At 34.8% G+C, this 13,875-nt stretch carries 11 protein-coding genes; 4 read left to right on the forward strand and 7 right to left on the reverse strand.

Features of this window, described 5'->3' with window-relative positions; genetic code table 11:
- Nucleotides 1-121: 121 nt before the first annotated feature.
- From BN2144_RS06400 to BN2144_RS06415, 4 genes are all read right to left on the reverse strand, one after another.
- Entirely contained in the window at nucleotides 122-1,513 is a 1,392-nt protein-coding gene (locus tag BN2144_RS06400) for an L-cystine transporter (protein ID WP_033827445.1), read from the reverse strand.
- Nucleotides 1,514-2,135: 622 nt separating this feature from the next.
- Nucleotides 2,136-3,143: a glycosyltransferase family 2 protein gene (locus BN2144_RS06405; RefSeq protein ID WP_033827446.1), complete on the reverse strand. Its 1,008-nt coding sequence runs from the start codon at nucleotides 3,141-3,143 to the stop codon at nucleotides 2,136-2,138.
- Nucleotides 3,136-4,851, reverse strand: a complete 1,716-nt coding sequence (locus BN2144_RS06410) for a DUF6044 family protein (protein ID WP_042337692.1) — start codon at nucleotides 4,849-4,851, stop codon at nucleotides 3,136-3,138. Before BN2144_RS06410 ends, BN2144_RS06405 begins: the two co-directional genes overlap by 8 nt.
- 192 nt (nucleotides 4,852-5,043) lie before the next feature.
- The gene (locus tag BN2144_RS06415; RefSeq protein ID WP_033827692.1) at nucleotides 5,044-5,469 is read right to left on the reverse strand and encodes a universal stress protein; all 426 of its coding nucleotides are present in this window, start codon (nucleotides 5,467-5,469) and stop codon (nucleotides 5,044-5,046) included.
- Between the two features lie 200 nt (nucleotides 5,470-5,669).
- Here BN2144_RS06415 and BN2144_RS06420 point away from each other — a divergent pair, with 200 nt between their 5' ends.
- The gene (locus BN2144_RS06420) at nucleotides 5,670-7,025 is read left to right on the forward strand and encodes a hemolysin family protein (RefSeq protein ID WP_230199714.1); all 1,356 of its coding nucleotides are present in this window, start codon (nucleotides 5,670-5,672) and stop codon (nucleotides 7,023-7,025) included.
- Between the two features lie 390 nt (nucleotides 7,026-7,415).
- The gene (locus tag BN2144_RS06425; RefSeq protein ID WP_033827448.1) at nucleotides 7,416-9,080 is read left to right on the forward strand and encodes a peptide ABC transporter substrate-binding protein; all 1,665 of its coding nucleotides are present in this window, start codon (nucleotides 7,416-7,418) and stop codon (nucleotides 9,078-9,080) included.
- A 216-nt stretch (nucleotides 9,081-9,296) separates the two neighbouring features.
- Here the strand turns inward: BN2144_RS06425 and BN2144_RS06430 are convergent, their stop codons facing one another.
- The 3 genes from BN2144_RS06430 to BN2144_RS06440 form a co-directional block, all read right to left on the reverse strand.
- Nucleotides 9,297-9,476: an SE1832 family protein gene (locus tag BN2144_RS06430; RefSeq protein WP_033827449.1), complete on the reverse strand. Its 180-nt coding sequence runs from the start codon at nucleotides 9,474-9,476 to the stop codon at nucleotides 9,297-9,299.
- A gap of 131 nt (nucleotides 9,477-9,607) precedes the next feature.
- Nucleotides 9,608-11,119 (reverse strand): acetyl-CoA hydrolase/transferase family protein, encoded by a 1,512-nt coding sequence (locus tag BN2144_RS06435; RefSeq protein ID WP_033827450.1) that lies wholly within the window; start codon nucleotides 11,117-11,119, stop codon nucleotides 9,608-9,610.
- A 135-nt stretch (nucleotides 11,120-11,254) separates the two neighbouring features.
- Entirely contained in the window at nucleotides 11,255-11,905 is a 651-nt protein-coding gene (locus BN2144_RS06440; protein ID WP_230199715.1) for a LytTR family DNA-binding domain-containing protein, read from the reverse strand.
- Between the two features lie 478 nt (nucleotides 11,906-12,383).
- Between BN2144_RS06440 and BN2144_RS06445 the strand changes: the two genes are divergently transcribed.
- Nucleotides 12,384-12,788 (forward strand): GntR family transcriptional regulator, encoded by a 405-nt coding sequence (locus tag BN2144_RS06445; RefSeq protein ID WP_033827452.1) that lies wholly within the window; start codon nucleotides 12,384-12,386, stop codon nucleotides 12,786-12,788.
- A complete protein-coding gene (locus BN2144_RS06450; protein ID WP_033827453.1) occupies nucleotides 12,775-13,866 on the forward strand; it encodes a DUF1648 domain-containing protein in 1,092 nt (363 codons plus the stop codon). The genes BN2144_RS06445 and BN2144_RS06450 overlap by 14 nt, the downstream gene beginning before the upstream one ends.
- The last annotated feature ends 9 nt before the right edge of the window (nucleotides 13,867-13,875 follow it).

The raw sequence follows: 13,875 nt of genomic DNA on the forward strand, positions 1-13,875 counted from the left end.
ACGTGTAGTCTATATGTATTATGTAATATTTATTCTCTAATTAGCAACCACCAGTTTAATTTTTGCCAATTACACATATAGGCCAAACCTCTCATAAAAGGTTTGGCCAAATATCAATAAATTATACTTCAACGATATCTTGTTTAGAATGGTCATTATATACTTCTTTATTCAAATCTCCAGTTATTTTACTAGTTAAAATACCAGATGTCATACTGCCGCTAACATTTAATGCAGTTCGGCCCATGTCAATTAAAGGTTCTACCGATATTAATAATCCAACGATAGCGACTGGTAAATTTAAAACGGATAGGACAATTAAAGAAGCAAAGGTTGCCCCACCACCAACACCTGCAACACCAAAGGAACTAATAACAACAACAGCGATAACGGTTAAAATAAATTTCGGGTCAAATGGATCAATACCTGCTGTAGGTGCTACCATCACAGCGAGCATAGCAGGATAAATACCAGCACAACCATTTTGTCCGATAGATAAACTAAACGGTCCGACAAAATTGGCTACCCCTTCTGAAACACCAAAACTATCTGTTTGTGTTTTTATATTGATCGGTAATGATCCTGCGCTAGAACGTGAAGTAAAAGCAAATGTTAATGTTGGTAATGCTTTTTTCACATACGTAACTGGGCTTAATTTTGCTAAACTGATTAAAAGTAATTGAACAATAAACATTAAAATAATAGCTACATATGATGCAATGACAAATTTCCCAAGTTTAGCAATCGCAGCATAATCACTTGTAGCTGTTACTTTTGTCATTAACGCCAATACCCCATATGGAGTGAGCCGTAAAATTAATGTAACAATGCGCATCGTGATTGCATAAAGAGCATTAATGATTTTCGCAAAAAGATCCGCTTCTTCTGGTTTTTTTCGTTTTACGCCTAAATATGCCATACCGATAAACGATGCGAAGATAACAACGGCAATCGTTGAAGTTGGACGAGAGCCAGTTAAATCAGCAAATGGATTAGAAGGAATAAATGAAAGAATTTGCTGTGGTATTGTTAAATCTTGAACCATTGTGATATTTTCTGTTAATGCTTCATTTCTTGCATTTTCTGCGTCACCAGCTGTTAATTCAATTCCATCTAAACCAAAACCAAGAGCAGACCCAATTCCAATCGCGGCAGCAATTCCTGTTGTAACGAGTAAAATGCCAATTCCAAGGAAACTTATTTTTCCAAGATTTTTCGAAAGTTGAACTTTTGTAAATGCCCCAACGATTGAAATGAATACGAGTGGCATAACAATCATTTGCAATAATTTTACATAACCAGAACCAACGATGCTAAACCAGTCAATTGTTTTTGTCGTGACATCAGATGCTGTACCGTATATGAGATGAATTACGATACCTAAAACAATCCCGAGACCAAGACCTGTAAACACCCGTTTTGAAAAGGAAACGTGTTTCTTCTGCATTGAATACAACAATGCCACAAGGGCAAATAAAATAATAATATTAATAATAACGAGTAATGTATTCATACGAACCTCCTTAATTTGTAGCCATTCGTTTAATTTCTATACAGATTAGTTTTCTGCATAATTCGTGTATTAATATGAACACAATATATACTATAATACCTAAAATCATATTGGTAAAGTAGGATTAATTATTTTCAATATTTTTTTACCCCAACACCGAACTTTTGAACGTTTTTGATAAAAGGATTACCTATAATAAGGAAAGGTCCTTTTAACTCCTATTGTAGACTTGATTTTTGATAAAATAAACATATTGAGAATAGCGTCTAACTTCTCTTAGTAGTGCCTTATGATAAAGTTTATCTTGTTCGAAAAAGGTTATTCAACTGCTCCTATAAGTAATTTGCCCTTATTTAAATGGTTTTATCACCATTCCTGAACGAAGAGGTAACGGAATGAAATCACTTAACTGGACAGAATCCTATGGAGTTAAAGAATCGGAAAAAGGCATGAAATGGAGTATTAGAAATATTACGTATAAGGTAATGTCAAAAGGTTCTATAAAAAACGGATAAGCAAACAAGATTTATTCCGAAATAAGGTGGTTACCTGTCTTAGTGTAAGTATAAATTGATAAAAAATAGCTACCCCATAAAGATTGAGGGGGTAGCTATTTTGATAGTTATTTTTTATATTCGAAAAGAAGATTGTCTCGTATATGTTCATGATTTCTTTCAACCATTGAGCCTGTATATAAATCAATTTCTACCGCAAATTTAGGTCTTGCTTTTACTTCAATGAAAATTTTCCCGATATACTCGCCGACTGTTCCAATGGCAATTAATTGTAAGGCACCGATTAACCAGAGGGAAATCATTGTTGGATTCACACTTACTATAGGAAAATGAAATACATTTAACGTCCCAATGATTAGGCTGATAATAAATAGGAAGAATCCTAAAAAAGTAATATAACGTATTGGTACAATGCTAAAGGAGGTAATACCATCTAATGCAAACGAGAGCATTTTCTTTAACGGATATTTTGTCTCACCGGCAACACGCTCTTTACGGTCGTAAAATACTTTCGTTGAACGGAACCCAAGAAGTGGGAAAATACCCCTTAAAAATAAATTGTTTTCCGAATACCTCGCCATTTCGTCTAACGCTCGCTTACTTAATAGACGAAAATCGGCATGATTATATACAAGTTCAATACCCAACTTTTCCATCAGGCGATAAAAACTTAATGCCGTTGTTCGTTTGAAAAATGTATCTGTATCTCGCCGGTTTCGTACACCATAAACAATCTCGTATCCTTTATGATAGTTTTCAATAAATTCTTCTATAACTGTAATATCGTCTTGAAGATCTGCATCAATTGAAATAGCACAGTCACATTTTTCCCGTGCTTTCAAATACCCTGCCAACAGAGCCTTCTGATGCCCAACATTTCGTGCTAATTTAATTCCAGTAACAAATTTATTTCGCACACTCTCCATCGCGATTAAAGACCAAGTTCGGTCTTGGCTTCCATCATCGACAAAAAGAATGTTACTATTTTTCCCAATTAACTTCTTTTGACAAAGTTCTTTCATTAAGCTTGTTAACTGAGTTATTGTTTCAGGTAGAGCAGCTTCTTCATTGTAACAAGGCACAACAATGGTTAACATAGGTGGTTGATTATTCATGGTTGCTGTCCTCCTTAACTGTTTCAACCGGAGTAGTGACTGAATATACGTATATTTTCATATAACCTGTTTCATCTTGGAAACTTTTTTCAAAATGCAGATGATTTTCCGTGGCATTTTTAATAGGAAGAGCGGAAAGGATATATCGCCCACCCATATCATAAAAAGCCTTTGTGTCTAGTTGTAAGTTTTGTATTTGCCTTTTTGATGTCTTTGTGAAATTGTACTTTTTTCCAAGCTCAGCAACAAAAATATAACAGCGACTACCCCACTCATCGAAATAAGTTTTTAATGTGTTATTCTTTTCTAGTTCATGCCTTATTATTTTTCTAAATTGGTATTTATATGTAAGTGGGTAAAAATTATTATATGTGTCTAGAGTATAATATCCGTTATATTGTGGAATGGATGGGTGTAATCCGATACTTGCTACTCGATAAGATGATTTTGGTTCACCAATATATTGGTCAATTTCAGAAAACAAATCTTCAGCAAAAAATTCTTTAAACGATGGAGTTTTATGTATATATCCATAGTGGATTTCTTCATTATAAGGAATTAAAACGATTATTTGGGCAATAATTGTCATTTTCACAAGCTTTTTCCACCCAATCTTCCATAAATAGGAACAAGCCATTCCAAAAGATAAATAAATAATCATCGGTCGTAAAAAATGAAAGCGAGCAAAATTAAATGTGTTTAAAATGTCAAGCCGTTCTTTTAAGGGAATCCACATGTTGTTAAACCAAAGGGCATACCATAAGGAAAGTAAGTAGTTGAGAATACAGAGGAAAATAAAGAGCTTTTCTTTCCTCCATTCTTTTCGGTAAAAAATTAGTATAAAGGCAGCAAATAAAATGGGTAGAATAACAATTGTATGTAAGGTCATAACATGGGTATGTCCAAATAGAAAGTTTTTAATAGAAAGCTTGATTGACCAAAAAAAAGGATGTCTTGATGAAACAAATTCCGAACGATGAGTTATTTCATCATCGAATATGGTTGAATAAACGAGACGATACTCGACAAAGAGAAACATAAGACTCATAAAAGCAATGCTTGCGAGAAAACGCCAATTAATCCTTTTTGTTCTGATGAGGTCGTATAGCCATAACAGTCCAATGGCAACTAGAAAGAAGAAGAAGCCAAGAACAATGCTTGAGTAAAATGGTAGTAGGCCAAGGGTGAGCCATTCTCTCCAAGTGTTTTTCCCTGCGCGGATTTTTAAAAATGCCCATAAGGCGAGTGGGTGTCCAAGAGTACTTAACATGCCAGATGGCCAGAACGGAGTCAATGCGAATGCAAGTGCAACACCAATTCGAATAAATCTTCCTTTGTCCTCTTTAACGAAAAAGTCCCTTAAGAGTAGGTACATTCCAAGGAAGGCAAATACTCTTGTAATCGTTTGACTCAGGGCATAGGCAAACATTGTTGGAAAGAGAGCATGTAACCACACGATGCCTGTCCACTCTGAACCATATGCATTCCGAGGAAGGCCATTAATGACTTGTGGAACGACTGCATCTACTGGGCCAAATGTTTGTCCACTTTCAATTAATACTTTGTACCAGGCTAAATTTGAATCTAAGTTATCATGCACACGGATATGAGCGTCTTCTCCAAGTATAAAAAGGGGAGCTACAAAAAGAAAAATACAAATATATGCGATAATAAGACTTTTGCGTTCAAGACTTGTATTTAAATCCACAACATCACATCCTAAGTCGCAGTTATCATTTTTAAACAATGAAGACTACCAAATATATCCTTTCCCTTGCTTACTATGCCCAATGGAAGCTTTTCTATTCTACATAAAATGATAAAAGAGGCTAATGATCCCGGTTAGTAAAAACAGTCTAAACAGGATAACTAGCCTCAAAATGAAATTTCACTTCACTCATTAAGGAACAATTGTTACAGGACAAGGTGCAAGTTGTAAAACTCCTAGGCTTACACTTCCTAAAACAGCACTTTTCACAGGTCCCATACCTCGAGAACCCATAACGATTGAATAGGCATCAAGTTCTTTTGCCAAATTACATATTTCCACTTTTGGAATCCCAATTCGAAAAACCTTTTCCATTTGTATTGATTCTTTAACAATTAAATCTTCAGCCTTATTCAAAATTTCATCTCCAAGTTCTTGTAAATACGTATGGATCTCTTGTTTTGCAACAAATCGCTGAATATTAGGTGTGAATAAATTTGGTTGGACATTTACGATAACAATTTTTCCGCTAATTTGTTTTGCCACTGTTACAGCAAAGTAGAGAGCTTGATGAGAGTGAACAGAACCATCTATTGGAACGATAACTACATGACCCATATCTTCTGCCCCTTTCTTAATAAACGTATTCATAAATATAGATTTCTACAGTTATCTATTAATTCCCTTCTATCTTTATGCACTGTCATAAAATTATCAGAATTAGCATAATATCAAAACGTTTTAATGTAAAAAATGATTATGATAAAATAAGATAGATTAGGTTAAAATTTATTAATAGAGAATGAACTAAAGGAGAAGTGAGTAGACTTTTGGACAGTCTGTGGATTTCAATTATTATCATACTTATATTAATCGTTGCCAATGGTATATTTTCAATGACTGAAATAGCCATTGTTACATCAAGAAAAGCAAGACTTGAAAAATTAGAAGAAGACGGAAATAAAAAGGCAAAATTAGCATTAAAATTAGCAGAAAACCCAAATCAATTATTATCGACCATTCAAATTGGGATTTCTCTCATTGGTGTCGTCACTGGTGCTTTTGGAGGTGCGACGATTGCAAGGCAGTTATCTGTTTATCTGGATAAAATAGACTTTCTTCAACCGTACAGCTACCAAGTAAGCTTTATCGTTGTTATCGGATTTACAACTTATTTGTCTCTAATTATTGGTGAACTTGTTCCGAAAAGATTAGGGATGTCTAATCCAGAAAAGGTTTCGTTAATTGTTGCTAAGCCAATGTATTACTTTGCTAAAGTTGGTAAACCGATTATTTGGTTATTAAGTAAGTCAACGGAACTTGTACTAAAAATATTAGGCGTAAAGACGACAAATCAACCAGATGTCACTGAAGAGGAAATTACACAGCTGATTGAACAAGGTGTTTATAGCGGTGTTGTTGAAGAAATTGAGCAAGATATGGTGGAGCAAATCTTTTACCTCGGTGATAAAAGATTAGGTGATATTTTAACTCCTCGAACGCAAATTGTGTGGCTAGATATTGAAAAACCGTTTGAAGAGAATATTCGTAAAATGAATGAGAGTAATCATTCACGGTTTCCGGTAGGTCAAGGAAGTTTAGATAATTTTCTTGGAATTATTCATACGAAAGACGTTTTTGCTAAAATGGCTGAAGGAAAACCATTTCGATTGGCGGACTGTATTAAAGAGACGATTGTATTACCTGAGCCGATGAAGGTTTTTCAAGCGTTAGATGCGTTTAAAAAATCTGGACAGCATGAAGCAATCGTTATCGATGAGTATGGTGGAATTGAAGGTTACGTAACAATTTATGACTTTATGGAAAATATCGTTGGTGACTTGCCTCAAGATGAGGATGAGGAGGAGCCACAAATTATCCAACGAACAGAAAATACATGGCTTGCTGATGGTTTAATTTCGATTGACCAATTTCGTCGTTACTTTGACTTGGAGGATGAACCTGAATTACGTGGGGGTAATAATTTTCATACATTAGGTGGCTTTATTACGATGAGTTTAGGTGACATCCCAAAAGTAAAAGATACCGTCGAAATAGAAAGTCTAATTTTAGAAGTAGTCGACATGGATCATGTTCGTGTAGATAAAGTATTAATTACACGAATTGAACAAGATCATGAAGATGAAGATGATGAAGATGAGGAGGACTTTTAACAACCTTCTTGATTATTTGAAATAAAGATAAATCTTGTATATGGATAGATAGAGCTACTCAATAAGATGTCAATGATGACAATTATTGGTGGCTCTTTTTTTCGATTAATTTCTACTTCTTAATGGAGAAATGATGACAATATACTACAAAATTATTCAAAAAAATCACCTAATATGTTAAAAGCGAAACATTTGTCTAATTTTGAAATACAAAATAAAACGGAATTATGAATAAAATAGTTTACAACTCATAGTTTACTAGTTTATAATAATTTCTAAATTGATTGCACTGATTTAGTATTTTAACATAGTAAAATTGATTCATTATTAGCAATTTTATAGAAAAAATGAAGTGCAGTCGTTTTGGATATAATAGGGGGAAGTTTTTCTATGAAACGGAAACATTGGTCATTATTATTAGTAGTTGGCTTATTAGTAGCCATTCTCACAGCCTGTTCCGGTGATAAGACAGAAAAAACAAGTGGTAAGTCTAAAACAGAGACAGGAAAGAAAACAGAAAAAGTATTAAACTTTACAAACCCAGAGGCGATTCCTTCGATGGACCCATCGCTTGCTACAGACGAATCTTCTTTTGTATATTTAGCAGCAACAATGGAAGGTTTATATCGTTTAGATGAAAATACAAAACCTGTACCAGGGATCGCAATGAAACATGAAGTGAGTAAAGATGGTTTAACGTGGACATTCACATTACGTGAAGATGCAAAATGGGAAAATGGTGATCCAGTAACTGCCCATGACTTTGTGTACTCATGGAAACGAGCAGTTGATCCTGCAACGGGTTCTGAATATGGCCCTTATATGATGAATGGTGTCATTAAAAATGCAACGGCCGTTAGTAAAGGGGAAAAGTCTCCAGATGAGCTTGGCGTAAAAGCAGATGGCGATTATAAATTAGTTGTTGAGTTGGAACACCCGACCGCATACTTTGAATCTTTAACGACATTCGGTACATTTTTACCGTTAAATCAAAAATTTGTTGAGGAGCAAGGAGATAAGTTCGCAACAAGTTCGGATACCATACTTTCTAATGGTCCTTATACAATTGAAAACTGGCAAAGCACAAGTAATTCTTGGGAACTTGTTAAAAATGATAAATATTGGGACAACGAAACTGTTCAAATGGATAAGTTAACATTCCAAGTTGTAAAGGATCCACAAACGGGTGTAGGTTTATACGAGGAAGGTACAGTTGACAGAGTAGATTTAACTTCAGATCTTGTCGATCAATACTCTACTCACGACGATTATACAATTACACCAGATACATTTGTTTACTTTGCGAAATTCAATCAAACGAAGAGTGAAGCATTAGCAAACACAAATATTCGTGCTGCAATTAGCCGTGCATTCGATAAAGAAGCATTAGTTACCCAAATTCTTAACAACGGTTCCCTTGTGGCAAACGGTCTTATTCCTGCTGACTTTACACCACTACCTGACACGGGTGAGGATTTCCGTAAAGTTAATGGAGACTTAATGACATATGATTTGGATGCGGCAAAAGATTTTTGGGCTAAAGGATTAAAAGAGTTAGGTACAGATAAAGTTGAACTTGAATTATTAACAGACGATGATGAAACAACGAAATTAATGTCTGAATATATTGCGAACCAATTGAAAACAAACTTAGAAGGCTTGTCTATTAAAATAAAACGAGTGCCAAAAGAGCAACGTTTAGATTTAGATACAGCGATGGATTATCAAATGCAAATATCTAGATGGGGTCCTGACTTCCTTGATCCATTTACCTATATGAATTTATGGACAACGGATAGTGGAAATAATTTGATGGGTTATTCTAATGCCAAATACGATGAGTTAGTATTTGCAACTGGTTCCGATCTTGCTACAGACAACAAGGCACGGTACCAAAATTTCTTGAAAGCAGAAAAAATATTATTTGAAGACGCTGCAATTGCACCGATTTATCAATCTTCTCGAGCTCAGCTTGTTTCACCAAGAGTAAAAGGGGTTCACGTCAATCCGTTTGGTGCAACATACGAATATAAATGGGCAGATGTAGCAGAGTAAATAAGAGAATAGGACAAAAAACTAAATTGCCGTTGTAAGCGCAAATAAATTCAATTTTAAATGAACAATATTAATAAAAAACCCGAACGATAACGAAACTCTAAATAGGAATTTCGCATGAAAAGTTCGGGTTTTCCTGTACGCTTGGGCGAACGACGGCTCTCGTTTCGTCTAAGGCTCGATCCCGTTCATTTATTGTCCTAGCTTCTTTTAACTTTATGAATATAGTAACTCACGCAGTTGTTTTAATTCTAACTCAATTTCTTCAAGCAGTTTTTCCGAATATGAAACATTCCCGTTCTTTCCGAGTGATTCTAGCTTCTCCATATCTCCTTGTATACGAATATAGTCACTTTTCAATTCATCTATACGTTTTTGAATTTCTTCTTTCGTCATTCCCCCACCACCTTTCAAGAGCGTACCATCTATAAATACAATACAATTTTTTAAGTAATTGCTAAAACAAAAAGCCTTCCTTCGTACTGGATGAGAGTGGAAGTAAGGCTAGGAAAGGCCCTTAAGCTAAGTTAAACTTGTGGGACCTTTTCCATCATTGAACCAGTTTTTGCGTAATTTTCATGCCAAGAAAATGCCTTTTCAAGTACATGAGGTGTTTGACCACCGCGAGAAAGTGCTTCATGATAATAGTCTAGTAATTGTTGCCTATACATTGGATGGGCACAATGCTCAATAATTAGAGGAGCTCGTTCTTTAGGTGCAAGTCCTCGTAAGTCCACATAACCTTGTTCAGTAATAATAACATCAACATCATGTTCTGTATGATCAACGTGAGAGACAAATGGAACAATACTTGAAATATCTCCGTTTTTCGCAATTGATTTTGTAACAAAAATAGCTAGACGGGCATTACGTGCAAAGTCACCAGAGCCACCAATTCCGTTCATCATTTTTGTACCGGACACATGTGTTGAGTTCACATTACCATATATATCAACTTCTAACGCGGTATTAATTGAAATAAGTCCGAGTCGACGGATGATTTCAGGATGATTAGAAATTTCTTGTGGACGTAAAATTAACTTGTCACGATATTTTTCAAAGTTTTCAAACACTTGTTTGCCCTTTTCTTCAGAAAGCGTAATGGAACATGCAGAGGCAAACTTTACTTTACCTGCATCAATTAAATCAAAAACAGCATCTTGAAGTACTTCTGAGTATACTTCAAGGTTTTCAAATTCAGAATCAATCATTCCATGAAGGACTGCGTTTGCTACTGAGCCAATTCCGGATTGAAGTGGTGCCAATGTTTCTGTTAGGCGGCCTGCTTCAATTTCTTTTCTTAAAAACTCAAGTAAGTAGTTCGCCATAATTTTCGTCTCTTCATCAGGTGGAACGATCGTCGATGGCGAGTCGGAAAGGTTCGTTAAAACAATTCCTTTAATTTTGGATAAATCAATATGAATACCAGTTGTACCAATTCGATCATTCGCCTTTGTTAGAGGAATTGGACTTCTTTCTCCTTGTTTCTTTAGGCTGTATATATCATGAACACCAATTAATTCTTTTGGTGCATTTGCATTTAATTCAACAATAACATTTTCTGCCTTTTCTGCAAAAATAGATGAGTTTCCTACAGATGTAGTTGGAATAATTAATCCATCACCAGTTATTGCCACTGCCTCGACAATAGCAAAATCTACTTTTGGTAATACATCAGCACGAAGTAATTCTGCCGTATGTGATAAATGTTGGTCGACAAACAGTAATTCCCCTTGGTTAATCTTTGTTCGCATTGTCTTATCTGCTTGAAATGGTAATCTTTTTAGGATCATCCCGTTTTCTGCCATCAACTTATCAACATCAGAGCCTAATGAGGCACCGGTGTAAACGTTTACTTTTAAAGGCTGCGATTTAGCCCTTTCAATTAAAGCGAAAGGAACTGCCTTTGCATCTCCTGCACGTGTAAATCCACTTAACCCCAATGTCATCCCATCTTCTATCCAAGTAGCTGCCTCATCTGCAGAAACAATTCGATCCTTAAGAAAATCTGGAACCGTATTCATTGTATGTTTCTCCATAATATCCCCTCTTTTGCATACTTTGATTGCATTATATTCGACGAAGAGGAAGCACACTTTAGTAATGGAATAAAACAATCATTTCCATTATTAAAACAGTGAAATACTACATAGGACAGATACTTCTTTTTATCATTAAAACATTAATTGCCTTCTGAAATAGCTTGCGTAAGATTGGCTAACGGGGATTCGATCACCATTATTCATAATTAAAAGAAAAGTAGAATGAAAATCAGGTTGAATCTCGGCAATTTGATTTACATTCACAATAAAAGAGCGATGACAACGTAAAAATTGCTCGCTTGGTAATAAATATTCAATCTCTGAAAGGTTCAATTTATGGTAGCCTTCTTTATGGTTTGTTACAATTTTTGCTTTTCTATTTTCTGCTTCTAAGTATAAAATATCGGACGTTGCAATAGGGAACCATCGATCATCATTTTTTACGGTTAAGAATGACGGTAAAGAGTAGTTCGTCCGAATTGGAAATATAGCCGTCACACAACTAACTGGCTTCCCTTTCTTAAAAATTGGAACAGATAATCCAAAATATGAGATTCCGAAAATACTACTATCAATATACGAAAAAATACTTCTCCGCAAAGAGATTGCCTTATATGTAGCACTTCCTGGTTTCACTTGATCCCCTGGCTGAATATTTAAATCAATCACAGGGCTCGGCTTGTAGTAAATAAACGTGCGTGAATCTGCAATGGCAATAGAAGTATCCTCAGGAAAAATCTCAGAAAAAGTGTCCAACAATGTCGTCGTTGATAGTTGATTCACGTTCATTTCCCCCATTTATTTTTTGAATTATTTAACGTTTAAAGACGATGGAACAAATACCCCAATTACTCTGGTGATACAATATTAGAAAGATTATAAAGTTTACTTCATTATACAATAGAGCTGAAAAAAATTACATAAATAAGCATTTATCTGATTAAGATATTTATAATGTTCCGTCATGGTTACTGAAACTGAACCGTATTTTTTAGCTAATAGGAAAGTATTAATTTTGCAAATTCCTCTTTCCTTTTACGCTTAAGCACACAAGGAAGGCTTCGAGCATTGCATCGCAGCCGAAAAAAGCTTTTTCAACGAACTCTAGTCTCTTTAGTTGTCTGAAGGATCTAGTGTCCTTGTGTTTTTTTATAAAATCACAAAAATGGGTAGCAATAGCTTACTTTGTTATTGCATTTTATTGTTACTTGTTCTATTATGTATATAACAGTTAAAACATATATCACAAGGAAGTGTTGGTATGATTATTTCCCTTGATTTACAATCGGATGTACCTATTTATATTCAATTAAAAAATAAAATTATTGAAGGTATTGCTTCGAAACAGTTAAAGCTAGGAGAAGCACTTCCATCCGTACGTGTTTTCGCTCAAGATCTTGGTGTGAATATGCATACGGTCAATAAGGCTTACCAGTTATTAAAACAAGATGGATATATTCAAATTCATCGACAAAAAGGTGTAGTTATTAATCCAGACGGAATGCCCCCACAAGATGCGGATTTTCGAGTAAAATTACAAGAACAATTACGGCCACTTATTAGTGAATCTATATGTCGAGGCATGAGTATGGAACAAATTACGAATTTATGTAAAGAAATATATAATGACATTCTTAGTGGAGGGAACGAAGATGATTTACGTTAGCATGTTACTCATTTTTTTACCGTTAATATTAATTACTTCAATCACACCTTACATTACTAGAAAGACGGAGAGTTTTGGTGTTTCCATTCCATCGGATATGTTTAATCATTCGAGTATTAAACAATACCGAAAACAGTATACAACTCAATCCAGTTTAATTGGTATTATTCTTGTCATAATCATTGGGTTATTGGCAAAAGCTGTAACTGAAGAAACTTGGGTCATTTTCTATACGGTCGGAATCTTTGCTTACATGATTATTACATTTTTTGTTTATTACCAATTTCATAAAAAAATGAAGGAATTAAAGGAAAAGGAGAATTGGAAGGTAGTAAAAAAAGAAGTCGTTGCAGTTGATCTTTCCTTTTACAAACAAAAATTAACGTATTCAAATGTATGGTTTATCATCCCATTCTTTATTACAGTAATAAGTTTCATCTGGACGTTTTTAAACTATGACCGTATACCAGAAAAAATCCCTATGCAATATAGTCTTGATGGCACAGTTACAAACTGGGTTGACAAATCGATTGGTTCTGTTTTGACATTTCCGCTTATTCAGCTGTTTATGTTAGGGGTGTTTATCTATATTAATATAGTGATTGGACGTAGTAAACAGCAAATGGATCCAGCGAACCCTAAAGAATCAATTAAACAAAATATGATATTTCGCAGACGTTGGTCTCTATATATGATTATATCTGGTACAATGATGATTTTGTTGTTTGTTTATCCACAAATATCGTTCGTTTATCCGATTAATCCGACTTTATCATTTATCATTACATTGGTTGTTGTCGGAATTATGGTTATATGGGCAGCAATATTATCCATTACAACAGGTCAAGGTGGAAGTCGTGTGAAAGTGGCCGCAAACAAACGTGATGAAGTGATGAATCGAGATGATGATCAGTTTTGGAAACTAGGGGTATTCTACTTTAATCCAGATGATCCATCTGTTTGGCTTGAAAAGCGGTTCGGAAGCGGTTGGACGGTAAATTTTGCAAGACCAACAGCGTGGCTTTTTCTATTGCTAACCATCTTGATTCCAATTGCCATTGCTATTTTTTCATCTTAGTGAGTGAAT

The organism is Bacillus andreraoultii (assembly GCF_001244735.1).
In the GTDB taxonomy this organism is placed as follows: Bacteria; Bacillota; Bacilli; order Bacillales; family Caldibacillaceae; genus Caldifermentibacillus; species Caldifermentibacillus andreraoultii.